The 23303-nt window shown below is 63.7% G+C and carries 24 protein-coding genes; 9 read left to right on the top strand and 15 right to left on the bottom strand.

What is annotated here, in order from left to right; translation table 11 throughout:
• Positions 1-96 precede the first annotated feature (96 nt).
• On the top strand, positions 97-489 hold the full coding sequence (locus tag RUGAMON1_RS07120) for a MarR family winged helix-turn-helix transcriptional regulator (RefSeq protein WP_445229832.1): 393 nt from the start codon (positions 97-99) through the stop codon (positions 487-489).
• A 6-nt stretch (positions 490-495) separates the two neighbouring features.
• On the opposite strand, the gene RUGAMON1_RS07115 is transcribed toward RUGAMON1_RS07120, so the two are convergent.
• The 8 genes from RUGAMON1_RS07115 to ugpQ all read right to left on the bottom strand — a co-directional run bounded on the left by RUGAMON1_RS07115 (position 496) and on the right by ugpQ (position 8661).
• A complete protein-coding gene (locus tag RUGAMON1_RS07115; RefSeq protein WP_445229831.1) occupies positions 496-711 on the bottom strand; it encodes a type II toxin-antitoxin system HicB family antitoxin in 216 nt (71 codons plus the stop codon).
• A 9-nt stretch (positions 712-720) separates the two neighbouring features.
• The gene (locus tag RUGAMON1_RS07110; protein ID WP_445229830.1) at positions 721-909 is read right to left on the bottom strand and encodes a type II toxin-antitoxin system HicA family toxin; all 189 of its coding nucleotides are present in this window, start codon (positions 907-909) and stop codon (positions 721-723) included.
• 129 nt (positions 910-1038) lie between these two features.
• A complete protein-coding gene (locus RUGAMON1_RS07105) occupies positions 1039-2829 on the bottom strand; it encodes an acyl-CoA dehydrogenase (protein WP_445229829.1) in 1791 nt (596 codons plus the stop codon).
• Positions 2830-2904: 75 nt separating this feature from the next.
• Positions 2905-3837, bottom strand: a complete 933-nt coding sequence (locus RUGAMON1_RS07100) for an electron transfer flavoprotein subunit alpha/FixB family protein (RefSeq protein ID WP_445229828.1) — start codon at positions 3835-3837, stop codon at positions 2905-2907.
• 10 nt (positions 3838-3847) lie between these two features.
• The gene (locus RUGAMON1_RS07095; RefSeq protein ID WP_020705405.1) at positions 3848-4597 is read right to left on the bottom strand and encodes an electron transfer flavoprotein subunit beta/FixA family protein; all 750 of its coding nucleotides are present in this window, start codon (positions 4595-4597) and stop codon (positions 3848-3850) included.
• Positions 4598-4772: 175 nt separating this feature from the next.
• Positions 4773-5030: a sulfurtransferase TusA family protein gene (locus RUGAMON1_RS07090; RefSeq protein WP_008445984.1), complete on the bottom strand. Its 258-nt coding sequence runs from the start codon at positions 5028-5030 to the stop codon at positions 4773-4775.
• A gap of 201 nt (positions 5031-5231) precedes the next feature.
• The gene (alaS, locus tag RUGAMON1_RS07085; RefSeq protein ID WP_445229827.1) at positions 5232-7841 is read right to left on the bottom strand and encodes an alanine--tRNA ligase; all 2610 of its coding nucleotides are present in this window, start codon (positions 7839-7841) and stop codon (positions 5232-5234) included.
• Positions 7842-7908: 67 nt separating this feature from the next.
• Positions 7909-8661 carry a glycerophosphodiester phosphodiesterase gene (gene ugpQ, locus RUGAMON1_RS07080; RefSeq protein ID WP_445229826.1) on the bottom strand — a complete coding sequence of 251 codons (753 nt, stop codon included), beginning with the start codon at positions 8659-8661 and terminating at the stop codon, positions 7909-7911.
• Between the two features lie 49 nt (positions 8662-8710).
• Between ugpQ and RUGAMON1_RS07075 the strand changes: the two genes are divergently transcribed.
• Genes RUGAMON1_RS07075 through RUGAMON1_RS07065 form a run of 3 tightly spaced genes read left to right on the top strand, consistent with a single transcriptional unit; the run spans position 8711 to position 11559 of the window.
• Entirely contained in the window at positions 8711-9508 is a 798-nt protein-coding gene (locus tag RUGAMON1_RS07075; protein WP_445229825.1) for a M48 family metalloprotease, read from the top strand.
• Positions 9509-9544: 36 nt separating this feature from the next.
• Positions 9545-10774 carry a CaiB/BaiF CoA transferase family protein gene (locus tag RUGAMON1_RS07070; protein ID WP_445229824.1) on the top strand — a complete coding sequence of 410 codons (1230 nt, stop codon included), beginning with the start codon at positions 9545-9547 and terminating at the stop codon, positions 10772-10774.
• Complete coding sequence (locus RUGAMON1_RS07065) at positions 10774-11559, top strand: hypothetical protein (RefSeq protein WP_445229823.1); 786 nt, start codon at positions 10774-10776, stop codon at positions 11557-11559. Before RUGAMON1_RS07070 ends, RUGAMON1_RS07065 begins: the two co-directional genes overlap by 1 nt.
• A gap of 35 nt (positions 11560-11594) precedes the next feature.
• On the opposite strand, the gene RUGAMON1_RS07060 is transcribed toward RUGAMON1_RS07065, so the two are convergent.
• Both RUGAMON1_RS07060 and RUGAMON1_RS07055 read right to left on the bottom strand, forming a co-directional pair.
• On the bottom strand, positions 11595-11930 hold the full coding sequence (locus tag RUGAMON1_RS07060; protein WP_445229822.1) for a hypothetical protein: 336 nt from the start codon (positions 11928-11930) through the stop codon (positions 11595-11597).
• A gap of 128 nt (positions 11931-12058) precedes the next feature.
• Entirely contained in the window at positions 12059-12817 is a 759-nt protein-coding gene (locus RUGAMON1_RS07055; protein WP_445229821.1) for a DUF1223 domain-containing protein, read from the bottom strand.
• A 166-nt stretch (positions 12818-12983) separates the two neighbouring features.
• Here RUGAMON1_RS07055 and RUGAMON1_RS07050 point away from each other — a divergent pair, with 166 nt between their 5' ends.
• Complete coding sequence (locus tag RUGAMON1_RS07050) at positions 12984-13583, top strand: hypothetical protein (RefSeq protein WP_445229820.1); 600 nt, start codon at positions 12984-12986, stop codon at positions 13581-13583.
• Here the strand turns inward: RUGAMON1_RS07050 and RUGAMON1_RS07045 are convergent, their stop codons facing one another.
• Positions 13584-14804, bottom strand: a complete 1221-nt coding sequence (locus RUGAMON1_RS07045) for an MFS transporter (RefSeq protein WP_445229819.1) — start codon at positions 14802-14804, stop codon at positions 13584-13586.
• 105 nt (positions 14805-14909) lie between these two features.
• Here RUGAMON1_RS07045 and RUGAMON1_RS07040 point away from each other — a divergent pair, with 105 nt between their 5' ends.
• Entirely contained in the window at positions 14910-15803 is an 894-nt protein-coding gene (locus RUGAMON1_RS07040) for a LysR family transcriptional regulator (RefSeq protein WP_445229818.1), read from the top strand.
• A 22-nt stretch (positions 15804-15825) separates the two neighbouring features.
• On the opposite strand, the gene RUGAMON1_RS07035 is transcribed toward RUGAMON1_RS07040, so the two are convergent.
• Genes RUGAMON1_RS07035 through RUGAMON1_RS07020 form a run of 4 tightly spaced genes read right to left on the bottom strand, consistent with a single transcriptional unit; the run spans position 15826 to position 18322 of the window.
• On the bottom strand, positions 15826-16698 hold the full coding sequence (locus tag RUGAMON1_RS07035; protein WP_445229817.1) for a hypothetical protein: 873 nt from the start codon (positions 16696-16698) through the stop codon (positions 15826-15828).
• Between the two features lie 14 nt (positions 16699-16712).
• Positions 16713-17489 (bottom strand): hypothetical protein, encoded by a 777-nt coding sequence (locus RUGAMON1_RS07030; RefSeq protein ID WP_445229816.1) that lies wholly within the window; start codon positions 17487-17489, stop codon positions 16713-16715.
• A gap of 2 nt (positions 17490-17491) precedes the next feature.
• Positions 17492-17995 carry a hypothetical protein gene (locus tag RUGAMON1_RS07025; RefSeq protein WP_445229815.1) on the bottom strand — a complete coding sequence of 168 codons (504 nt, stop codon included), beginning with the start codon at positions 17993-17995 and terminating at the stop codon, positions 17492-17494.
• A gap of 33 nt (positions 17996-18028) precedes the next feature.
• Positions 18029-18322: a DnaJ domain-containing protein gene (locus RUGAMON1_RS07020; protein WP_116993529.1), complete on the bottom strand. Its 294-nt coding sequence runs from the start codon at positions 18320-18322 to the stop codon at positions 18029-18031.
• Between the two features lie 264 nt (positions 18323-18586).
• Here RUGAMON1_RS07020 and RUGAMON1_RS07015 point away from each other — a divergent pair, with 264 nt between their 5' ends.
• From RUGAMON1_RS07015 to RUGAMON1_RS07005, 3 genes are all read left to right on the top strand, one after another.
• Positions 18587-20353, top strand: a complete 1767-nt coding sequence (locus RUGAMON1_RS07015; RefSeq protein ID WP_445229814.1) for a glutamine--tRNA ligase/YqeY domain fusion protein — start codon at positions 18587-18589, stop codon at positions 20351-20353.
• A 191-nt stretch (positions 20354-20544) separates the two neighbouring features.
• Positions 20545-22386: a CHASE domain-containing protein gene (locus tag RUGAMON1_RS07010; RefSeq protein WP_445229813.1), complete on the top strand. Its 1842-nt coding sequence runs from the start codon at positions 20545-20547 to the stop codon at positions 22384-22386.
• Between the two features lie 147 nt (positions 22387-22533).
• Entirely contained in the window at positions 22534-23274 is a 741-nt protein-coding gene (locus tag RUGAMON1_RS07005) for a glycine-rich domain-containing protein (RefSeq protein WP_445229812.1), read from the top strand.
• Positions 23275-23303: the final 29 nt, after the last annotated feature.

Below are 23303 nucleotides of genomic sequence, written 5' to 3'. Positions count from 1 at the left end.
TTGATAATGTCACCTATTATTTCCAAATCAAATGACAAAGTCAACCATTCTCGCGATCCCAACCTGGATGGCGTGCTCGATCTCGTGCATACGATCATGCATCAGTTCCGTTCGCAGCAATTCCAGGCCTTGCGCGAAGGCCAACATGAGATGACGCCGATGGAAGGTCGGGTTCTGGGATTTTTCGCGCGCCATCCGGGCAGCACGCAGAGCGACCTGGCCAAGCGCACCGGCAAGGACAAGGCGCAGCTGACGCGCCTGATCACGGCGCTGCGCGAGCGCGGCCTGCTGCAAGGCGAAGCCGACGCCGCCGACCGCCGCAACACCTGCCTGTCGCTGACCGACGCCGGCCGCATCGTCCAACAAAAGATCAAGCGCCAGGCCGAAGCATTGAATGCGCAAGCCATGCAAAACCTCAGCGCGGAACAACAGCAAACGCTGCGCAGCCTGCTGCTGCAAGTCAAATCCAACCTCGACGACTGCGCCTAGGGCCTTTTACGCAACAGCTACTTCAACCGACATCGCCGACGAATTGGGGTGCGGCATCGGCTTGCCATCCGCCTTCATTCCTTCAAGATGAAACTCGATCGCCTCCTGAATTAGCATCACGACCTCATCCCGCGTAGTGCCAACCGCCACGCATCCAGGTAAATCCGGCACGTATGCGCCAAAGGATTTCGGCCCCTCCTCAACGATGACCAGGAATTTCATTTTCACTCCCTATTTTCCAATTCTGGCTTGCTTCAAGACCGAGTTGAGCGTGCCAATGGGGACGTCAACATTCAGCTTGCCCGCCACAGTAACTGTGCCAGGCAGCGTCTGGTGATGGAATTGTCGATGACTGCCCTTCATCCGGACTTGAAACCAGCCATTCGCAAGCAATAGTTCAATCAGTTCCCGAGTTTTCATCTTAGCGTATCTCGAATGCCGTCAAAGTAAACGATGACGAAATCAGGGCAATCGAACTACGAAATGCTTAAGCTTCGACGAAAAAAAAAGCGACCCGAAGGCCGCTTTTGCTGGAGACGAAAACGCCGCTTAGAACTGGTCTTCGCTCAAGGCCAGCACGCCGGCGCTGCCGTCGATGATGGCGATGCGCAGGCTCGATGCTTGCGACAGGATATGGTCGGCGAAGAAGCGCGCGGTGGCGATCTTGGCTTTGTAGAAGCTGGCGTCGCCTTCATTGGCGTCCAACTTCTGCTGCGCCACCAGGGCCGCGCGCGCCATCTGCCAGCCGCCCAGCACCAGGCCGGCCAACTTCAGGTACAGCACGCTGCCCGAGAACACGCCCTTGATATCGCTCTTCATATTGGCGACCACGTAGTCCACCACCGCTTCCAGGTCCTTGCTGCCGGACGACAGCTGCGCCAGGATGGCCTTGAAGTCGGCATGATCGACAGCAGCCAGCTGCGCCTCGGTCGCGCGCACCTGGGCGATGATGCCCTTGGCCACGGCGCCGCCGTCGCGCACGGTCTTGCGGCCGACCAGGTCGTTGGCCTGGATCGCGGTCGTGCCTTCGTAAATCGTCAGGATCTTCGAATCGCGATAGTGCTGCGCCGCGCCGGTCTCTTCGATGAAGCCCATGCCGCCGTGCACCTGCACGCCGTCGCGGGTCACGTCCTGGGACATCTCGGTCGACCAGCCCTTGATCACCGGCACCAGATACTCGTACACCGCCAGGTTGGCCTTGCGCACCTCGGCATCGGCGTGGCTGTGCGCCACGTCGCTGATGCCGGCGCCGACGTAGGCCAGCGCACGCGCCGCTTCCGTCTGCGAACGCATAGCCATCAGCATGCGGCGCACGTCCGGATGATGAATGATAGCCACCGGACCGGCCGAACCGGCCAGGTCGCGCGACTGCACGCGGTCCTTGGCGAAGGCCACGGCCTTCTGGTAAGCGCGCTCGGCCAGGCCGATACCCTGCAGGCCGACGCCGAAGCGGGCCGCGTTCATCATGATGAACATGTATTCCAGACCGCGGTTCTCTTCGCCCACCAGCGTGCCGATGGCGCCGCCGTGGTCGCCGAATTGCAGCACCGCGGTCGGGCTGGCCTTGATGCCCAGCTTGTGCTCGATCGACACGCAATGCGCATCGTTGCGCGCGCCCAGCGAGCCGTCGGCGTTGACCAGGAACTTGGGCACGATGAACAGCGAAATGCCCTTCACGCCAGCAGGCGCGTCCGGCGTGCGCGCCAGCACCAGGTGCACGATGTTCTCGGTGAAGTCGTGCTCGCCGTAGGTGATGAAGATCTTGGTGCCGAACACCTTGTAGGTGCCGTCGTCCTGCGGCACGGCGCGGGTGCGCACGGCGGCCAGGTCGGAGCCGGCCTGCGGCTCGGTCAGGTTCATGGTGCCGGTCCATTTGCCCGACACCAGGTTTTCCAGGTAGGTGGCTTTCTGCGCATCGCTGCCGGCGGTCAGCAGCGCTTCGATCGCGCCGTCCGACAACAGCGCGCACAGCGCGAACGAGATGCTGCCGGCGTTGAGCATTTCAATGCACGGCGTCGCCAGCAGTTTCGGCAGGCCCTGGCCGCCGAATTCCACCGGATGCTGCACGCCTTGCCAGCCAGCCTCGGCAAACGCCTTGAAGGCGTCCTTGAAACCCTTGGAGGTCGTGACCTGGCCGTCGTGCCAGAAGCTCGGCTCTTTGTCGCTAGGATTGTTCAGCGGCGCGACCACGTTGGCGACGAACTTCGCGTTTTCTTCCAGCACGGCTTCGGCCGTGTCCGGGGTCGCGTCTTCATTGCCCGGCAGCGCATTGACGCCGGCCAGGTCGGCCAGTTCGTTCATCACGAACAGCATGTCTTTCAGGGGTGCTTGATACGGCATCTTATGTCTCCAAGAAAAAGGCCACGGCAATCCGGTCATCCGGATCAGCGTGGCCCTGTATTCATCACGGCTTGATTAGCCCAGTTCTGCAACCAGTTGCGGCACGATGTCGAACAGATCGCCGACGATGCCGTAGTCGGCAACGGAGAAGATCGGCGCTTCAGGATCCTTGTTGACCGCGACGATCACTTTGGAATCCTTCATACCGGCCAAGTGCTGGATCGCGCCGGAGATGCCGACGGCGATGTACAGCGTAGGCGCGACGATCTTGCCGGTCTGGCCGACTTGCCAGTCGTTCGGCACGTAGCCGGCGTCGACGGCTGCGCGCGACGCGCCCATGGCGGCGTTCAGCTTGTCTGCCAGCGGTTCCAGGATCTTGAACGCCTCGCCCGAGCCCATGCCGCGGCCGCCGGAAACGATGATCTTGGCGGCGGTCAGTTCCGGACGGTCCGACTTGGCCAGCTCGCGGCCGACGAAGGCCGATTTGCCGTTGTCGGCAACCGCGGCGACATTCTCGGTCGCAGCCGAACCGCCGGTGGCGGCAGCGGCGTCGAAGCCGGTCGAACGCACGGTGATGACCTTGATCTTGTCCGACGATTGCACGTAGGCGATCGCGTTGCCGGCGTAGATAGGACGCTCGAAGGTGTCCGGCGAATCCACTTTGGTGATTTCCGAAATCTGTGCCACGTCCAGCTTGGCGGCTACGCGCGGCAGGATGTTCTTGCCGTAGGCGGTGGCCGGAGCCAGGATGTGGCTGTACGAACCTGCCAGCGCCAGCACTTGCTCGGCAATGTTCTCGGCCAGGCCGTCGGCGAAGTAAGCGGCGTCGGCCACGATGACTTTCGACACGCCGGCGATTTGCGCGGCGGCGGCAGCGGCGGCGCCGGCGTTCGAGCCAGCGACCAGGACGTGCACGTCGCCACCGCATTGGGCTGCGGCGGTCACGGTGTGGAGGGTGCTGCCTTTCAGGCTAGCGTTGTCGTGTTCTGCGATAACTAATGCGACCATGATTTATCCTTTAGATGACTTTGGCTTCGGTGCGCAGTTTTGCGACCAGGGTGGCGACGTCTGGCACCTTGATGCCGGCCGAGCGTTTTGCAGGCTCGACGACTTTCAGGGTTTTCAGACGCGGGGTCACATCGACGCCCAGGTCTTCCGGCTTGGTCACATCCAGCGGTTTTTTCTTGGCCTTCATGATGTTCGGCAGGGTCACATAGCGTGGCTCGTTCAAACGCAGGTCGGTGGTGATGATCGCAGGCAGCGTCAGTGCCAGGGTTTCCAGGCCGCCGTCCACTTCGCGCGTCACGGTCACTTTGCCGTCTTCCAGCACCACTTTCGACGCGAACGTCGCTTGCGGCCAACCCAGCAGGGCTGCCAGCATCTGGCCGGTCTGGTTCGAGTCATCGTCGATCGCCTGCTTGCCCAGGATGATCAGCTGCGGCTGCTCTTTGTCAGCCAGCGCCTTGAGCAGCTTGGCGACCGCCAGCGGCTCCAGCTCGACAGCGGTTTCCACCAGGATGCCGCGGTCGGCGCCGATCGCCATGCCGGTGCGCAGGGTTTCCTGGCACTGGGTCACGCCGCACGACACGGCAACCACTTCGGTGACTTTACCTGCTTCCTTGAGGCGCATCGCTTCTTCCAGCGCGATCTCATCGAATGGGTTCATCGACATTTTGACGTTGGCGATATCGACGCCAGTGCCGTCGGATTTGACGCGCACTTTGACGTTGTAGTCGACCACGCGTTTGACGGGTACCAAGACTTTCATAGCTGTGCCTTTGGAAAAATTAAAGAATTCGGGACTAAATTATGTGGGCTAGATTATATGAGAAATTCAGCCCGCACAAGAAAATAAAGCACGATCGTGCGTTTTTTAGCTAGTAGAAATCGTCTAAAAAATAAATCTCTCAGACGATGTTTCTATAGAAAAAGACGCAGCAGGCTTATTTGCGCTGCATCAAAAAGACAAATTCGCGGCCAGTCTGGACATGGGACAACAGTGCATTGCCGGTCTGCTTGGCAAATGCCTGGAAATCGCGCACCGAACCTGGGTCCGTCGCCATGATGCGCAGGACTTCGCCACTTTGCAACTCGGACAAGGCTTTCTTGGCCTTGAGAATCGGCAACGGGCAGTTCAGGCCGCGTGCGTCGAGTTCTTTGTGGAATTCCATGATTTCGTTTTCAAGTATCGTGTCGCTCATCAAAAACCCGCATGTTTTGTTAGGACTGACGTCATACTACTCCAAAACGGATCAAATGACGCGCTGCACCAAAATAGTTCATAGTACGTTGCAAGTTTGCAACGGGAACTGGCAAGTATACAACAGCTCACACTAGACAACAACGGCCTGCGTAAGATACGCAGGCCGCATAGTTACTGCATTACAAGGCCTTTAGGCAAGTTAAGCGCGCTCGCCCACCCAGCCCGGAACAGCTGCCAGAGCCGCTGGCAAACCGCTAGGATCGGTGCCGCCGGCCTGCGCCATATCAGGGCGTCCGCCGCCTTTTCCGCCCACTTGTTGTGCAACGAAGTTCACCAGCTCGCCGGCCTTGACCTTGGACGTGGCGTCCGCCGTCACGCCCGCGATCAGGCTGACTTTGCCGTCGGCCACGCTGGCCAGCACGATGGCGGCGGTCTTCAGCTTGTCCTTCAGCTTGTCCATGGTTTCGCGCAGGCGCGCCACGTCGGCGCCTTCCAGCACCGCCGCCAGCACCTTGATGCCGTTGACATCGACCGCTTGCGTGACCAGCTCATCGCCCTGGCCCGAAGCCAGTTTCGATTTCAGCGCGGCCAGTTCCTTCTCCAGCGCCTTGACATGGTCCTGCACCTGGCCGATACGCGCGGTCAGTTCCTCCGGGTTCGCCTTCAACGCTGCCGAAGCTTCCAGCAAGCGGCGGTTCATGGACTGCACCAGCGCCACCGCGCCTTCGCCGGTAACGGCTTCCACGCGGCGGATACCGGCCGCAACGCCGCCTTCCGAGATGATCTTGAACAGGCCGATGTCGCCGGTGCGGTGCACGTGCACGCCGCCGCACAGTTCTTTCGAGCTGCCGATGTCCATCACGCGCACTTCATCGCCGTACTTCTCGCCGAACAGCGCCATCGCGCCATGCTTGACGGCGTCGTCGAACGACATGTGGTGCTGCTGGACTGCGGTGTTGGCCAGCACTTCGCGGTTGACGATGGCTTCCACCTGGGCGATCTGCTCGGCGGTCATCGGTGCGTTGTGGCTGAAGTCGAAACGGGCCTTGTCAGGATCGACCAGCGAACCTTTCTGCGCCACGTGCGAACCCAGTACTTCGCGCAGGGCTTTGTGCATCAGGTGGGTGGCCGAGTGGTTGCGGATGGTGCGCGCGCGCTTGGCTTCGTCCACGTTGGCGCTGACGGCGTCGCCGACCTTCAGCGAACCGGATTCCAGCGTGCCGTGGTGGCCGAACACGTCGGCCTGGATCTTCAGCGTATCGCTGACGGCGAACTGCGCGGCACCGGTGGCGATCACGCCCTGGTCGCCGACCTGGCCGCCCGATTCGGCGTAGAACGGCGTGGTGTCCAGCACCACGATGCCGGACTGGCCGGCCTTCAGTTCCTGCACCGGCGTGCCGGCTGCGTACAGAGCAACGATCTTGCTGCTGTGGGTCAGGTTGTCGTAGCCGACGAATTTGTTTTTCTCGCCGGTGTACTCGACCTTGGCATCCTTGGTCGACTTGCCGCCTTTGCGCGACAGTTCCTGGCTTTCCTTCAGCGCGGCGTCGTAGCCCACCTGGTCGAACTCGATATTGCGTTCGCGGCAGATGTCGGCGGTCAGGTCCGGCGGGAAGCCGTAGGTTTCGTACAGGGTGAAGGCGGTGGCGCCGTCGATGCCCTTGCCGTCCTTGGCCAGCTGGGCTTCCAGCACTTTCATGCCGGTTTCCAGCGTCTCGCCGAAGCGCTCTTCCTCGGCCTTCAACATCTGGGCCACGCGGTCCTTGGCTTCTTCCAGCTCTGGGTAGGCGGCGCCCATCTCGATCGACAGGTCGGCCACCAGCTTGAAGAAGAACGGCTTGGTCTGGCCCAGCTTGTGGCCATGACGCAGCGCGCGGCGGATGATGCGGCGCAGGACGTAGGCGCGGCCTTCGCTGCCAGGGATCACGCCGTCGACGATCATGAAGGCGGCGGCGCGGATGTGGTCGGCGATCACGCGCAGCGACTTGTTTTCCAGGTCGGTGGCGCCGGTTTCGCGCGCGGCGGCCTTGATCAGGGCCTGGAACAGGTCGATCTCGTAGTTCGAATGCACGTGCTGCAGCACGGCGGCCAGACGCTCCATGCCCATGCCGGTGTCGACGCACGGCTTCGGCAGCTTGTGCATCACGCCCGCTTCGTCGCGGTTGAACTGCATGAACACCAGGTTCCAGATTTCGATGAAGCGGTCGCCGTCTTCGTCAGGCGAGCCTGGCGGGCCGCCTGGAATGTCGGCGCCGTGGTCGTAGAAGATCTCGGTGCACGGGCCGCATGGGCCGGTGTCGGCCATCTGCCAGAAGTTGTCCGACGCGTAGCGCGCGCCCTTGTTGTCGCCGATGCGGATGATGCGCTCTTTCGGCACGCCCACTTCGTTGGCCCAGATGTCGTAGGCTTCGTCGTCTTCCATGTAGACGGTCACGGTCAGCTTGTCGACCGGCAGGCCGTAGACCTTGGTCAGCAGTTCCCATGCGTAGTTGATGGCGTCGCGCTTGAAGTAGTCGCCGAAGCTGAAGTTGCCCAGCATTTCGAAGAAGGTGTGGTGACGCGCGGTGTAGCCGACGTTTTCCAGATCGTTGTGCTTGCCGCCGGCGCGCACGCAGCGCTGCACGGAGGTGGCGCGGGTGTACGGACGGCTGTCGGTACCGGTGAACACGTCCTTGAACTGCACCATGCCGCTGTTGGTCAGCAGCAGGGTCGGGTCGTTGCCAGGCACCAGGGAGCTGGAACGGACAATCGAATGACCCTTGGATTCAAAAAACTTGAGGAATTTGTCGCGGATTTCAGATGATTTCATGTCGTAAGCAGTGGTAGCTGGCAAATGCAAAGGGTTGATTATATATGACCGCGAGAGCCACAGGGTCTTAGGCGAAACCCGGTCCGATCAAATCGATCCGATCCGTACAAAAGCCATCGACGCCCCACGACAGGATCTCCCTGCCGCGCTCGGGATCGTTGACGGTATAGCAAAACAGCCCGTAGCCGGCCGCCTTGATCTGGGCCGCCAGCTCCCGCGTCAGGTGCTTCTGGTTGGTGTGGATGGCCACGGCGCCCAGCTCGCGCGCCTGCGCCTGCCAGTCGGCGGGGATGCGGTCCAGCAGGTAGCCGCGCGGCAGCTCCGGGGCCGCATCGCGGGCGGCGGCCAGGGCGTCGAAGCTGAACGAGGACAGCAGGGGAACGGCGGCCGGGTCGCCCGCCGCGATTTCGGCGGCGTAGTGTTCGCGTGTTATTTTTGCAACCCAGGCGCCGGTTTCGCGCTCGTAGCCGTCGGCCGGCTTGATTTCCACGTTCATCCAGATGCGTTGCTGCTTGCAATAATCGATGAACTGGGTGAAGAATGGCACCGGCTCGTCGCGGAATTGCGGCCCGAACCAGCTGCCCGCGTCCATGCCGGACAACTCGATGGCGTCGGTCCCGGCCACGCTGCCCCGCCCCGCCACCGTGCGGCCGAAGTCGGGATCGTGCATCACCATGCCGATGCCGTCGCGCGACAGCATGACGTCGAACTCGACCGCATGAAAGCCGTAGGCCAGGCCGGCGCGCAGGCCGGCGACGGTGTTTTCCGGCGCCAGCGTGCCGCCGCCGCGGTGTGCAACGATTTTTGGGTAGGGCCACATGGTGGATGCCTCGAAAGCAGTAATGGACACGATGTCAACATTATCACGAATGCGGGACGCGGCAAATAGGCGGCGCCGGGCAGCCCTGCTGCTGCCCGCGCTGCTGCCCGTGCTGTTCACGCTGCTGGCCTGCGCGCCCGCCAATGCGCCCGCACAGGATGCCGCCGCCCTGACCCAGCAGCTGCTCATCGCCCGCGCCGCCCAGGTGTACGCCAGCCGCCTGAACGACCATGTGCTGGACGCCGACGCCCGCTTCACCGCCCGCGTCAACGCCATCGCCGCGACGCTGATCGCCCGCGCCAGGCGCGACTATCCCGATACGGCCGGCTGGGCCTGGGAAGTCCACACCACCAACGATCCCGACCAGAACGCCGACTGCATGGCGGGCGGCAAAATCCTGGTCAGCCAGGCCTATGTGCAGCGGCTGGAACTGGCCGACGCCGAGCTGGCCATGCTGCTGGCGCACGAGATCGAGCACGCCGCCCTGCACCACAACCTGAAGGAATACCAGCAGGCGCTGCAGTTGGAACCGCGCTGGGCCGGGCGCCCCTTCCTGGAACTGGAACACGCGGTCGACTACGACAGCGAGCTGATCGACCAACTGACGCCCATCAACTATGCACAGGAAGTCGAAGCCGACCGCGAAGGCATGCTGCTGGCCTGGCGCGCAGGCTGGCCGGCGGCGCAGCTGGCGGGCTATTTCAGGAAAATGTACCGGGGCAGCGGGTCTCCGCGCCACAGCAAGCCCGACTATCCATCGCCGCAGCTGCGCTGGCAGGCCGCGCGCGAACTGGCCGCCACCTTGCAAAAAAATTATGTGCAAGCGCCGACTGAGCCACTACACTAGCGGCCTGATCGGATTACTCAAAAGGTTACACTCATCATGACAGCTCCAAAAGCGCTAGGCCATATCCGCGTCCTCGACCTCAGCCGCGTGTTGGCGGGACCTTGGTGCTCGCAGAACCTGGCCGACCTCGGCGCCGACGTCATCAAGATCGAACGGCCCGGCAGCGGCGACGACACCCGCGCCTGGGGCCCGCCGTACGCCAGGGACGCCGAAGGCCAGGACACCACCGAAGCGGCCTACTACCTGGCCGCCAACCGCGGCAAGCGCTCGGTCACGATCGACATCGCCAGCGCCGACGGCCAGGCCCTGATCCGCGAACTGGCCAGCCACTGCGACGTGGTGCTGGAAAACTTCAAGGTCGGCCAGCTCAAGCGCTACGGCCTGGACTATGAATCGCTGAAGGCCATCAAGCCCGACCTGGTCTACTGCTCGGTGACCGGCTTCGGCCAGGACGGCCCGTACGCGCACCGCGCCGGCTACGACTTCCTGATCCAGGGCATGGGCGGCCTGATGTCCGTCACCGGCGAGCGCGACGACCTGCCCGGCGGCGGCCCGCAAAAGGCCGGCGTGGCGCTGACCGACCTGATGACCGGCATGTACGCCACCATCGCCATCCTGGCCGCGCTGACGCACCGCGACCGCAGCGGCGAAGGCCAGTACATCGACATGGCGCTGCTGGACGTGCAGGTGGCGATGCTGGCCAATATGGGCAGCAACTACCTCAACAGCGGCAAGCCGCCCAAGCGCTGGGGCAACGCGCATCCGAACATCGTGCCGTACCAGACCTTCCAGTGCGCCGACGGCTACATCATCGTCGCCACCGGCAACGACGGCCAGTACCAGAAGTTTGTCGAAGTGGGCGGCCGCGCCGACCTGGCGACGCACGAACGCTACGCCACCAATCCGCTGCGTGTGAAGCACCGCGACGAACTGGTGCCGCTGCTGGCCGAGATGGTGCTGGCGCAGCCGCGCGATTTCTGGATCGACCAGCTGGAAGCGGTCGGCGTGCCGTGCGGCCCGATCAACAACCTCGACGACGTCTACAAGAACCCGCAAGTACTGGCGCGCGAGCTGGTGATGGACGTGCCGCATCCGACCGCCGGCAGCACCAAGCTGGTGCGCAGCCCGATGAAGATGTCGCTGACGCCGACCGACAACGCGGTCGCGCCGCCGCTGCTGGGCCAGCACACCGACGAGATCCTGCGCAATCTGCTGGGTCAGAGCGACGACGACATCGCCGCCTTGCGCGCACAGGGAGTGCTGTGATGGACAAGCTGATCGCGGAATTGCAGCGGCTGTACCTGCTCGTCGACCAGGAGTGCTTCCCCGCAGGCGCGCTGACGTCGGAGCTGCTGGCGCAGCACCTGGGCGGCGAGAAGACCGGCGCCATCAACCTGGTCTCGGACAACGGCCTGGTGCGCACGATGATCGTCGACTTCAACCGCATGGGCGACGCCCCGGCCTCGCAGCACTGGGATCGCTTGTGCGGCGTGGCGAACGCGCTGCAAGATCAGCTGGGCCTGCCTGCGCCGGCGGTCAGCATCAGCGGTGGCGCAGGCTATTCGCTGTGGCTGTCGTTGGAGACGCCGGTGCCGCTGAATCAGGCGCAGCATTTCCTGCACCTGCTGCGCAAGACCTACTTCCCCGACATTCCGAACGAAGAGATCGGCCTGCGTCCCGACACCCTGACCAGCACGACGGCCGAACTGCCGCCTTGCCTGCACATGGCCAGCGGCCGCTGGGCCGCCTTCATCAATCCCGGCATGGGCGCCTCGTTTGCCGACGAATCGGGATTGGAAATGATGCCGCCCTACGCCGCGCAAGCCGCGTTCCTGGAGGGCTTGCAAAGCATCGGCGACAAGCAGTTCACGCACGCCATCACCACCATGCACCCGCCGCACGGCAAGGAACGTCCGCACAAACCGGCAGCGCCGGCGACGCACGCAGCCCCGGAAGGCCTGCTGTTGAAAGACGCGACGCTGGAAGACATCATCCAGCACCTGCACGCCAAAAACATCGAACCGACGTTCCGGCATGTGATTTCTCACTAAGCAACAGGCCGTCCTCAGACGGCCTGTGCTTTCGTCTACGAACTGATACGCATGTCCCGCTTGAGCTCCATGACCTGTCCATGCATATAGCTCACCGCACCGCGCGTGTGCGACGACAGTTGCGGGACGTTGATGCAGACTTGCCTGGCCCGCTCCGAAAGCCGCTCCATTTCGCGCATCAGCTTGTGGATGCGCAGCTGATCCTGGGACAGCAGCACTTCCTTCGCCGTATCGGACTGCCGGTCCAATCTCTGGATGCTGTCACGCAGTTCGCCGGGCACGTGGCGCTCGGCTGAACAGGCTTGCGATGCCTGTCCTATCGCTTGCTCCAATAAATGAAACCGATGTTGGATGTCGTTCGCTTGCAGCATGATCTACCCTCCTCTGTTTTCTCCGGCACAGGCGTGCCAAGGAGGTTCGACCGTGGAGGCCGCCGCCGGTTTCGGCGGACGGAACGCTAACCAAGGGAGCGCTGACGCAGATCAGCGCGCGCTCAAATTTAGCCGCCGCAAACCGGCAGCGACATTGCCTGCAACACCTCTCCCTTGTCCGTTTGCACGAAAGCGGTGATGCCCAGCCTGCTGGCCGCCGCACCGGCAGGCAGCGCCAGCGTGCGGCTGACGACCGCGCCACCCGACACCAACGACACCGGCGCCAGCCACTCGCGCACGACGAAATCATGACGCAACAGGCGGCCGCTGTTCTCGCCCGCCTTCACCTGGCTGGCCACGCCGTTCTCGACCAATGCGACAAACAGCTTGCCTTCATGCGCCGACCTGGCCGTCACGCTAACCGCCAGTCCGCCGGCACTGGCGGCGTCCAGCGCGATGCCGATATCGGCCTGCGCCGCCAGTCCGTTGATGCGCTTGACCGTGTCGACCACACCGCGCGGCCAGCCGCGCTGCTCCTTGCCGCCGACAAAAATCTCCGGCGTGTAGATGGTGCGCGAACCGGCCAGGTCGCTCAGCCAGCGCTGGCGGTCGGTGTAGGTCTTGCTGGAAAACGGATCTTTCCAGCCGATGTAATTCCAGTAGTCGACATGCTCGGACAACAGCACCGCCTGCTGCGCGGTCACGCCGTCCGCGCGCAAGCCGCTGACATAGCGGTCGGCCGGCGGACAACTGCTGCAGCCCTCGGACGTGTACAACTCCAGCAAGGCGATGCGATAGACCGGACTCTGCGCGCTGCAACCGGCGGCCAGCGCCGGCGGAATATTCAGCGCGGCCGCGGCGGCCAGGCTCAGGATTAAATGCTTCACGACGTCTCCAGGGCGATAAGTGATGCACCTTGGTCGCGCCGCCGGCGGCAAACTTACAGGCTTTGTAAGGACTTGTGACAAAACCAATAAATATCCAATTTGCAAGTTATCCTACGGCATGATCAGACATCGACCACGCCATCTGCCGGGATTGCTCATCACCGGATTGCTGCACATCGCAATCATCTACGCATTCATGCAGCGCCAGCATGCCGCCGATGCGCCACGCGCACCGCGCGAGGCGATGCAATGGCTGCTGCCGATGGCGCGGCCCGCCGCCAAGAGCCCACCCAAGCCGGAGGTCAAGCCCGCGCCTCAGGCCCGGGTCGCGCCGGTCCCGAAAACCATCACGCCGCCCAAGGCCGACGACAGCCCTCCTGCGCCGGCGACCGCGCCAACGCCGGCCAGCATCGCCGACGATCCCTTCGCCCAGGCGCCGGCCGCGCAACGCCCGCCCAGCGCCAGCGACATCCTGAGCCAGGCCAGGCTGGACGTGAGAAAAATAGACAAGGAATTGCGCGCAGCCTACCCCGAGCGCGCCCCGGTGCCGCCGCCGGACAGCAAGCAAGCCCGCCTGGAACGCGGCATCGACGCCGCGCACGAAGCCGTGCCGCCGAAGTGGTACCAGGCCGCCAAGATCATCGAACTGAGCACGCCAGACGGCGAGAACAAAACGCGCACCTACAAAATCGTCACCGCTATCGTCACCTACTGCATCAACATCCACCCGGACGGCAGGAGGTCATATGCCAACTGCCCGAAATAACTAGCGCTCGGCTTGGCCCAGCGGCGCCAGGCGACGCAGGCGCAGCGCCACCATGAACGCCAGGCCCAGGAAGCCGCTCAACACCAGCACCACGCCGGGCCAGCCGTTGCGTCCCCACATCACGCCGGTGGCCGAACCGACCACGCTGGAACCAAGGTAATAGAAAAACAGATACAGCGCCGACGCCAGCGCCTTGTTGGTGCTGGCGCGCCGCCCCACCCAGCTGCTGGCGATCGAATGCGAGGCGAAGAAGCCATAGGTGAACATCGCCACGCCAAACACGATCAGCGGCAGCCAGTTCGACAAGGTCAGCAGCAAGCCGGCGATCATGATCGTCATCACCGCCCACAGCACATGGCGGCGGCCGTAGCGGTCCGCCAGGCGCCCGGCCCACACCGAGCCATAGATCCCCAGCAGGTACAGGAACGACACCGCGCCCACCAAGCTCTGGCTCAGGTGAAAAGGCGCGGCCAGCAAACGATAAGCGATGTAGTTGTACAGGCTGATAAAGCTCCCCATCAGCAGGAAGGACAGCGAAAACAACCAGGGCAAGCCGGCATCGGACAGGTGCAGCTTGAAGCCGGCCGGAAAAGTACGCCAGCCGCTGCGCACCGCCACGAAATGCCGCGACGCCGGCAACGAGCGCCAGAATTCCCACGCCGCCAGCAGCCCGGCCACGCCCACCGCCGCCAGCGCCATCCGCCACGAAAAATGATCGCTCAGCACCGAAGCGATCACCCGCCCCGACATGCCGCCAAACGCGCTGCCGCTGATGTACAGCCCCATCGACAAGCCCAGCGAGCTCGGCTCCATCTCCTCGCCCAGGTAGGCCATGGCGATCGCCGGCATGCCGCCCAGCGCGACGCCCAGCGTGGCGCGCATCAGCAACAACTGCGTGTAGCTCTGCGCAAAGGCGCACAAGATCGTCAGCAACGCCGAGATCACCATCGCCGCCACCATCAGCGGCTTGCGCCCCATCCGCTCCGACACCGCGCTCGACGCCACCAGCGACACCGCCAGCGCCCCGGTCGACACCGACAGCACCATGCTGCTCTGCGCCGCGCTCAGCGCGAACTCATGCGACAGCACCGGCATCAGCGGCTGCACACTGTACAGCAAGGCAAACGCCGAAAAGCCGCCGAAGAACAAGGCGCGGCTGCTGCGCTTGAACTCGGGACTGCCGACGGTAATGTGGGATAGTGCGGCGGCGCTCGACGACATGGTGGTGCTCTCTTCAGAGGTACGATGTCTTCATCTTAGGATTGCGCCGAATCACTGTCCAATATATATTTAAGCCGTTACTCATACTTTAAAAAGATAACAGCGATGGAACTCCGCCACCTGCGCTACTTCGTCGCCGTCGCCGAGGAGCTCAGTTTCACCCGCGCCGCCGAGCGCCTGCACATCGGCCAACCGCCGCTGAGCCACCAGATCCAGATGCTGGAAGCCGAAGTGGGCGCTCAGTTGCTGGAGCGCAGCAAACGCTGGGTGCGCCTGACGGAGGCGGGCAAGCTGTTCCTGGACGACGCCCGCCGCGTGCTGTCGCTGTCCGAGCAGGCGGTGCAGACCGCGCGCCGGGCCGAGCGCGGCGAGGCCGGCGAACTGCGCGTCGGCTTCACCTTCTCCACCCCGCTGACGCCGCTGTTCGCGACCGTGGTCAACCGCTACCGCCAGCGCTATCCGGGCGTGACGCTGACCTTGCGCGAAATGTCGACGGTGCCGCAGATCGACGCCATCGCCGCGCGGGAACTGGATTTGGGATTGGTGCGTCCGCCGGAGGTGGCGGTGACCGATGCGGTCGAGATGACGGTGCTGCGGCACGATCCGCTGACCTTGGTGCTGCCGCTGGGCCATCCATTGGCAAAGAAGAAGGCGGTCGCCATCAGCGACCTGCAAGGCTTGCCGTTCGTGATGTATCCGAAGACGGCCGGCACCGGGATTTATCCGCAGATTTTCCGGCTGTGCCGGGCCGCCGGCTTCATGCCGACGATCGCGATGGAAGCGAACGAAGCATCGACCATCATCGGCCTGGTGGCGGCCGGCTGCGGCATCTCGGTGCTGCCCCGCTCGTTCGACATCATCCACATGGGCGGCGTCTGCTACCGCCCGCTGGCCGATCCGGAGGCCAACACCACGCTGCTGCTGGCGCAGCGCAGGGATGAAAGCTCGCCGCTGGTGGCGGCCTTCGTCGCGGTGGCGACGGAGGCAGCTGCGGCTTAGCTTGCTTGCTTAGCTTAGTTGCCTAATTATAGTCGGCGTCCAGCTCGGAGCCGGCGTAGTTTTCCAGTTCCGCGAACAGCGTTTTCATCGCCGTGCGGCCTTTGATGTTCTGGATCACCGTGCAGCCGGTGCGATAGCTGGCGATGCGGTCCAGCAGCACCGGGTGATGCTGCACCGGCACCTTGGCCGCCAGCGCCGCCCAGCCCTCTTCGTAATCCGGCTTGGACTTGCGCACCGACTTGACGAAGCGTTCGAACTCCTTCTGCCCGGTGCGCGCCACCACGCGGCCGCCGCCTTCGATGGCGAAGATGATGGCCAGCGCGATCACGCCCTCGGCATTGAGGTCGGTGTCGCTGACCGGGCCTTCGCTGTGGTGGCGGCGCAGCCAGCCGGCCAGCCGCACCACGGCCTGCACTTCCTTGCGCTGCTTGAGCAGCACTTCGTAGCGCTCCATGCCGTTCCAGTTCTGGTTCGGATCGGTCTGGCACAGGTCGATGAACAGGTCGCGCAGACGGCGCGCCGAATACACCGGATCGGTATCGTACTCGCCGACCAGCGAGTCTTCCGGCAGGGCCGACAACTCCTTGATCAGGCGGAAGCCAATCTGGAACGCATGCTCGGCGCCGTGCTCGAGCAGGAAGTCCAGCGCCGCGAGGTCGCCCTCGTGCATCAGCGCGTGGTCCAGGCCCAGCGACACGCCGCCCACCGTCAGCTGCAAGGCTTTCTGGATGCCGTCGGCGGTGCGGTCGTTGGTGAACTTCTCGGCCACCATGGCGGTGATGCCGGTCAGTTCATCGGCCAGCGCGTAGGCGGCCTCGTCGTCCGGATGGGCCGCCAGTTGCTGGATGGCGCGGGTCAGGCGCGGTAAATTTTCTACGACTATTGCTGGCAGCATGTATCAGATACCCATCACGAGAAAATGCCGGTGCCCAGGCTGCGGCGCGAACCAGGCTTGGCGGCGCTGCGGGTGGACGGTACCTGCTTGCGCAAGCGGTACAGCAATTCCTTGGTGGAGCGCTGCAGGAAGTTCGGCTCGTCGTCCGGGTCGTCGCTGAACTCGGCGTCGGCCAGGTCGGCGCTGTGGCGGAACTCCGGGAACAGCTCGAACAGCGCGCGGTCCCAGCCGTCTTCCGAGGCTTGCGCCAGCAGGATCGCCAGCGGAACCACGTCGTTGTCGGACGAGGTCTGGCCGGTCAGGTACGGGCCCTTGGAGATGATCTCGCCGGCCACTTCCAGGATTTCCTTCGGCGCCATCGAGAACAGGATGGCGAACGCGGTCGAACCGTGGTCAGTGGCCGAGGCCGCCGCCAGCAGTTCCTTGCGGCGCTCTTCATCGTCGGTGGAAAACACCACGCCGTGGATGTGGGCGAACAGCGACTCGGCGATGCGCTCCGGGTCGTCCTCGATCTGGTCGTCCGACCAGGTCGCGGCAAAGAAGGCCAGGCTGTCGGCCCAGGCCTTGGCCGGCACCAGCAGGGTCGCCAGCGACATCTTGCCGCCGTCGAAGCCGGCCAGATGCAGCGCCGTCACCTGCGGCGGGATGTTGTTGAGCACTTCCACCACCGCCAGGTCGCCGAACTGGTCGGCAGCATCGGCGAAGGCTTGCTCGGCGTGGCCCAGCGAACCGGCCAGCACCAGCTCGGTCACTTGCTTGCTCAGTGCCGGCAGATTACTTTTCTCGGTCATGATTAATCTCCATCCTGATCGAACATCTGGGCGAAGTCGTCGGTCGCCTGGTCTTCGTCGTTGACATCGTCGCCGTCGTCGTTGGCCGACAACTGGTCCAGCGACTGGTCGTCGTCGTCCCACTTGCGCGGATTCTTGTACAGGAAGGCGGTGATGATGGCCTGGCGCGCCAGGTCCGGCAGGTTCTCTTCCAGCGCCGCGTACATGCGCGCCGCGTCCTCGCCCTTGCAGGACGCCATCGCGAACACGCGGCCGGCGTCGCCGAACTCGTAGTCTTCCGCCTCGGCCAGCAAGCCTTTCGGGTTGTTGAACTCCAGATGGTCGACCAGCGCGAAGGCCAGCATGTTGACATCCTCGATGCCGCCGCCGCTGGCGTACTCGGACACCAGTGCGTCTATCATGCGCTGGTAGTTCTTGCGGTCGGGAGGGTCGCCCAGGATGCCCTCGATCTGGCCTTCGAGCTCGCGCGATTGATAGGCGAACTCAGGGTGTACTTTTCTAGACATTGCTTGCTTTCTATTTCTTGATGTGTGGCCGGCTCAGGCCGGTGGCAGCACGGTGCCATGCAGGTTGAACACCGCACGCCACAACTGGTACGCTTCCGCTTCCGGGTCGATGATGATACGGTGGTTCACGCTCTGGTTGTATTCCTCGCGCTTGACCGGATCGGACAGGATTTCATAGGCCTTGGTGATGGCCTTGAAGCGCGCCTCCGCGCCGGGCGCCTGGTTGCGGTCCGGGTGGAAGCGCATCGCCAGCGAGCGGTAAATCTTCTTGATCTCGTCGTCGGTGGCGTTAGGCGCGATACCCAGCGTGTTGTAATAATTTTCCATTTTGGAAACTCCGGGCCGTGTGAGGCTGGTTAAAAATGAGCGCAGCTAGGCGTAGCGACGAAGACAGTGCAAATGCACGGCGAGGAGCGGCAACGACGCTGCGGTCTTTTTTAAACGGCCTCCGAACAATTAAAGACGAATTATACCCGTGTAGCCATTGCAATTTCCTCCGAGGGCCGCCGCAACGCAGCATTTCCGCCGCTGTCATAGAGGGGATACGGTAAAATGCCCTTCACTCGAACTTTTGCAAAGCCAACTTTTCAGATGAGCAACGACAAAAACAGCCCAACGCCCGTCCTGACCTCCAATTTCCTGCGCGCCATCGTCGAATCCGACCTGGCGGCCGGCACCCACGTCCGCGAGGGCATGCCGAGCGTGATCACCCGCTTCCCGCCGGAGCCGAACGGCTACCTGCACATCGGCCACGCCAAATCGATCTGCCTGAACTTCGGCCTGGCGCGCGATTACCAGGGCCGCTGCAACCTGCGCTTCGACGACACCAACCCGGCCAAGGAAGAGCAGGAATACGTCGACACCATCATCGACAGCGTCAAATGGCTGGGCTTTGACTACGACTATCCGGCCGCCAACGGCGGCGTCGAGCACCATCTGCACTACGCGTCCGACTACTTCGAGCAGCTGTACGCGATGGCCGAGTACCTGATCGAAAAAGGCTATGCCTACGTCGACAGCCAGTCGGCCGACGAGATGGCGGCCAACCGCGGCAATTTCAACACCCCGGGCAAGAATTCGCCGTTCCGCGACCGTCCGGCCGCCGAATCGCTGCAGATCTTGCGCGACATGAAGGCCGGCAAATACGCCGACGGCGAGCACATCCTGCGCGCCAAGACCAGCGCCGACGCGATGTCGTCGCCGAACATGAACCTGCGCGACCCGGCCATCTACCGCATCCGCCACGCCCACCACGTGCGCACCGGCGACGCCTGGTGCATCTACCCGATGTACGACTACACGCACCCGATCTCGGACGCGCTGGAAAACATCACCCATTCGATCTGCACGCTGGAGTTCCAGGACCACCGCCCGTTCTACGACTGGCTGCTGGAAACCCTGTCGGCGGGCGGCTTCTTCAAGCTGCCGGTGCCGCGCCAGTACGAGTTCTCGCGCCTGAACCTGACCTACGTCGTCACCAGCAAGCGCAAGCTGCGCCAGCTGGTCGAAGAAAACATCGTCGACGGCTGGGATGACCCGCGCATGCCGACCATCGTCGGCCTGCGCCGCCGCGGCTACACGCCGGAAGCGATCAAGCTGTTCTGCGAACGCATCGGCGTGACCAAGGCCGACGGCTGGATCGACATGAGCACGCTCGAAGGCTGCATCCGCGAAGACCTGGACCCGAAGGCGCCGCGCGCCACCGCCGTGCTGCGTCCGCTCAAGCTGATCATCGACAACTACCCTGAGGGCCTGAGCGAGGAATGCACGTCGCCGGTCCACCCGCACCACCCGGAAATGGGCGTGCGCAGCTTCCCGATCACGCGCGAGCTGTGGATCGAGGAAGAGGACTTCATGGAAGTGCCGAGCAAGGGCTATTTCCGCTACGCGCCGCCGGTCGACGACAAGCCGGGCAGCCGCGTGCGCCTGCGCCACGGCTACGTGACCGAATGCACCGGCTACGACAAGGACGAGAACGGTAAAGTGGTGGCGGTGCACGTCAACTACTTCCCGGATTCGAAATCGGGCACGCCGGGCTCGGACAACTACAAGGTCAAGGGCAACATCCACTGGGTCTCCGCCGCCACCGCGCTGGAAGCCGAAGTGCGCCTGTACGACCGCCTGTTCACCGACGCCAACCCGGACGCCGGCGGCAAGGACTTCCTCTCGCTGCTGAACCCGAACGCCAAGGAAGTCATCACCGCCTACCTGGAGCCGGGCATGAGCGCGGCCCAGCCGGACCAGCGCTTCCAGTTCGAGCGCCACGGCTACTTCGTCGCCGACCGCGTCGATTCCACGCCAGGCAAGCCGGTGTTCAACCGCATCGTCACGCTGAAAGACAGCTGGGTCGCCAAGTAAGCGCGACTGATACGAGAAGTTGCAAGCCTCCAGGCCGGCGCGCTCCCATAGGAAGCGCCGGCCTTTTGCATGGCCGGTCATGGCAAAACGTCCAGGACGAATAGCAAATTCACAAAATTACTTGACTCGCATCGCCAAAGTTTCCTATATTCAGCCTCATCCGGTCCCAGGAGTTGCTTCAAGCAATCGATATGACAGCGTTACTTGCGCAAAAACAACTGTTCTCCCCGAGCAAGCCGGTGTGGTGGGCTGGCGTCTTGTTATCGCTGGGGGTCGGTGCGCTGTGCTATGTGCTGGTCTACAAAACCATCGAACACGATGCCGCCGAGCGCTTCACGCAGCAGGCCCGCAACGCCCAATACAACATCACCTCGCGCATCAACGCCTACACCGACGTGCTGCGCGGCACCGCCAGCTTCTTCGACGCCAGCGACCGCGTCGACCGCGCCAGCTTCCACCGCTACGTCAACGGACTGGACCTGGCAGAGCAGTTCCCCGCGCTCGACAACATCAATTTCACGCAGCACGTGACCGACGCCCAGCGCGACGCCTTCGAGCGCGCCGCCGCCCGCAGCGGCGACGGCCAGCCGGACGGCTACCCCAACTTCACCATCAAACCCGCCGGCCGGCGCGCCGAATATTCGGTGCTGACCATGATCGAGCCGGTCGCCCCCTACCGTCACCGGCTCGGCCTCGACATCGGCGCCAGGGAGCAGGCGGCGCGCGCCATCGCACTGGCGCGCGACACCGGCAAGCTGATCACCTCCGGCATGCCGATCGAAAACACCCGCAACTCCCAAGGCTGGTCGCTGGCGATGCGCCTGCCGCTGTACCACAAGGACGTGCCGCTCAACGACGTGGCGCAGCGCCGCGCGGCCTACATCGGCTCGGTGGGCATAGGCTTTAGCGTGCCGCGCCTGGTGCGCGCGGCCATGGACCAGATGCAGGTACGCGAAGTGCACCTGATGTTGTACGACGATGGCAAGAACGCCGACGGCAGCGTCTCGCCGCTCACCCTGCTGTACGACAACAGCGCCAGCACGAGGCGCTCGGCGCACCGCGACGACCAGTTCGCCATCGTGCTGCCGCTGGACTTCAACGGACGACTATGGTCGGCCCATTTCAGCGCCCCCAAGACGGTCTGGTACAGCCGCTTCGACGCCTTCCTGCCGTGGCTGGCCATGGCGTGCGGCTTCGTCGGCTCGCTGCTGTTCTACCTGCTGTTCCACACGCTGTCGTCGTCGCGCATGCGCGCCATCAAAATGGCCAAGGCCATGACCAAGGAACTGCGCGACAGCCAGGCCAAGCTGCAACTGTCGCACCACAAGCTGCGCCAGCTGGCGGCCCACGCCGACCAGATCAAGGAACAGGAACGCAAGCGCATCGCCCGCGAAATCCACGACGACCTGGGCCAGAACCTGCTGGTGCTGCGCATCGAGGCCGACCTGCTGGCCTCGCGCACCCGGCAAAACCACCCGCGCCTGCACGCGCGCGCGCGCAGCACGCTGACCCAGATCGACAGCACCATCAAGAGCGTGCGCCACATCATCAACGACCTGCGGCCGACGGTGCTGGACCTGGGCTTGAACGCGGCGGTGGAATGGCAGATCGCCCAGTTCCGCCAGCGCTCCGGCATGGTCTGCGAACTGATCGAGCACCAGAGCGACATCCGCATCGACGACCGCTGCGCCACCGCCTTCTTCCGCGTGTTGCAGGAATCGCTGAGCAACATCCTGCAGCACGCCCGCGCCAGCCTGGTGCGGGTCGAGCTGCGCCAGGCCGGCGGCATGCTCAGCATGACCATCAGCGACAACGGCGTCGGCATGCGCGAGAGCAGCCGCAACAAGGTAGGCTCCTTCGGCCTGGTCGGCATCGAGGAGCGCATCAGCCTGCTCGGCGGCCATTGCGCCATCACCGGCGGCCACAACGCCGGCACCACGGTATCGATCTCGGTCCCGGTCGACTACGAACCGCCCTCGGCGGCCGACGAGCACCAGCTCACCGCCCGCCTGGCGGCCGACGCGCCGGCGTAAATGGCAGCGTCCGGGTCAGCGCATTCCCAATACCGTAGGACGTTCCTGATAAAGCTTGAGAAAAATCAAAGGCGCTTCACTTGCGCTGGGCAAGAATTGCAATTGTTCTATTTTTTCAACCCGCCTCATCAACGCAAAGGAAATGCCATGAACGTCATCAATGCACTGGACCTGGAACCGATCAAAGTCAAGCTGATGCACAAAGAATCTGGCGAAGGCTGGTCGCTGGAACGCGCCAACGCCATCGAAACCGAATATCGCCGTTTCCTGTTCCTGATGAAGCAGTTCCCGAATGAGCAGACCGCGCCGCTGGTGGACGTGGACACCTTCTGGCACTACCACATCCTGGACACGATGAAATACGCGGTCGACTGCGACGCCGTGTTCGGCCATTTCCTGCATCACTTCCCGTACATCGGCCTGCGCGGCGAGGACGACCTGGTGGCGCATGAGCGCCTGGGCCATCGCATGCAGGAATTGTATGAGGCCACTTTCGGCGAGTCCTACCTGCGCGGCGCCGCGCATCAGGACGTGGCTTACTCGGCAGCACCTGGCGCAAGCGCTTACTCCGCCGCACCTGGCGTGACCGCCTACTCGGCAGCGCCCGGCGTTGCCGCCAACACCGCGTACTCGGCCGCCCCTGGCGTTTCCGCCAAGACCGCTTACTCGGCTGCTCCTGGCGTTGCCGCCAAAACCGCCTATTCGGCAGCCCCTGGCGTTTCCGCCAAGACCGCGTACTCGGCCGCTCCAGGCGTGACGGCCTACTCGGCGGCGCCGGGCAAGGTAGCGGAAGGCTTGCAAACGGCGGCCGACGCCGGCGCGATCATCGACCAGGCCCGCGTCGCCAGCTTCTACAGCGACCGCCCGCGCCTGACGCCGTCGGCCTGAGCACTGGCGTTTGCGCCACACGCGGCAAG

It is taken from the genome of Duganella rhizosphaerae, from assembly GCF_040364205.1.
Classification (GTDB): domain Bacteria; phylum Pseudomonadota; class Gammaproteobacteria; order Burkholderiales; family Burkholderiaceae_D; genus Rugamonas; species Rugamonas rhizosphaerae.
This window is presented reverse-complemented; position numbering and strand designations above follow the sequence as displayed.

Coding starts and splice junctions, on each gene's coding strand:
- RUGAMON1_RS07120 (WP_445229832.1), top strand. CDS start 97: ATGCATCAGTTCCGTTCGCAGCAATTCCAGGCCTTGCGCGAAGGCCAA.
- RUGAMON1_RS07115 (WP_445229831.1), bottom strand. CDS start 711: ATGAAATTCCTGGTCATCGTTGAGGAGGGGCCGAAATCCTTTGGCGCA.
- RUGAMON1_RS07110 (WP_445229830.1), bottom strand. CDS start 909: ATGAAAACTCGGGAACTGATTGAACTATTGCTTGCGAATGGCTGGTTT.
- RUGAMON1_RS07105 (WP_445229829.1), bottom strand. CDS start 2,829: ATGCCGTATCAAGCACCCCTGAAAGACATGCTGTTCGTGATGAACGAA.
- RUGAMON1_RS07100 (WP_445229828.1), bottom strand. CDS start 3,837: ATGGTCGCATTAGTTATCGCAGAACACGACAACGCTAGCCTGAAAGGC.
- RUGAMON1_RS07095 (WP_020705405.1), bottom strand. CDS start 4,597: ATGAAAGTCTTGGTACCCGTCAAACGCGTGGTCGACTACAACGTCAAA.
- RUGAMON1_RS07090 (WP_008445984.1), bottom strand. CDS start 5,030: ATGAGCGACACGATACTTGAAAACGAAATCATGGAATTCCACAAAGAA.
- alaS (WP_445229827.1), bottom strand. CDS start 7,841: ATGAAATCATCTGAAATCCGCGACAAATTCCTCAAGTTTTTTGAATCC.
- ugpQ (WP_445229826.1), bottom strand. CDS start 8,661: ATGTGGCCCTACCCAAAAATCGTTGCACACCGCGGCGGCGGCACGCTG.
- RUGAMON1_RS07075 (WP_445229825.1), top strand. CDS start 8,711: ATGCGGGACGCGGCAAATAGGCGGCGCCGGGCAGCCCTGCTGCTGCCC.
- RUGAMON1_RS07070 (WP_445229824.1), top strand. CDS start 9,545: ATGACAGCTCCAAAAGCGCTAGGCCATATCCGCGTCCTCGACCTCAGC.
- RUGAMON1_RS07065 (WP_445229823.1), top strand. CDS start 10,774: ATGGACAAGCTGATCGCGGAATTGCAGCGGCTGTACCTGCTCGTCGAC.
- RUGAMON1_RS07060 (WP_445229822.1), bottom strand. CDS start 11,930: ATGCTGCAAGCGAACGACATCCAACATCGGTTTCATTTATTGGAGCAA.
- RUGAMON1_RS07045 (WP_445229819.1), bottom strand. CDS start 14,804: ATGTCGTCGAGCGCCGCCGCACTATCCCACATTACCGTCGGCAGTCCC.
- RUGAMON1_RS07040 (WP_445229818.1), top strand. CDS start 14,910: ATGGAACTCCGCCACCTGCGCTACTTCGTCGCCGTCGCCGAGGAGCTC.
- RUGAMON1_RS07035 (WP_445229817.1), bottom strand. CDS start 16,698: ATGCTGCCAGCAATAGTCGTAGAAAATTTACCGCGCCTGACCCGCGCC.
- RUGAMON1_RS07030 (WP_445229816.1), bottom strand. CDS start 17,489: ATGACCGAGAAAAGTAATCTGCCGGCACTGAGCAAGCAAGTGACCGAG.
- RUGAMON1_RS07025 (WP_445229815.1), bottom strand. CDS start 17,995: ATGTCTAGAAAAGTACACCCTGAGTTCGCCTATCAATCGCGCGAGCTC.
- RUGAMON1_RS07020 (WP_116993529.1), bottom strand. CDS start 18,322: ATGGAAAATTATTACAACACGCTGGGTATCGCGCCTAACGCCACCGAC.
- RUGAMON1_RS07015 (WP_445229814.1), top strand. CDS start 18,587: ATGAGCAACGACAAAAACAGCCCAACGCCCGTCCTGACCTCCAATTTC.
- RUGAMON1_RS07010 (WP_445229813.1), top strand. CDS start 20,545: ATGACAGCGTTACTTGCGCAAAAACAACTGTTCTCCCCGAGCAAGCCG.
- RUGAMON1_RS07005 (WP_445229812.1), top strand. CDS start 22,534: ATGAACGTCATCAATGCACTGGACCTGGAACCGATCAAAGTCAAGCTG.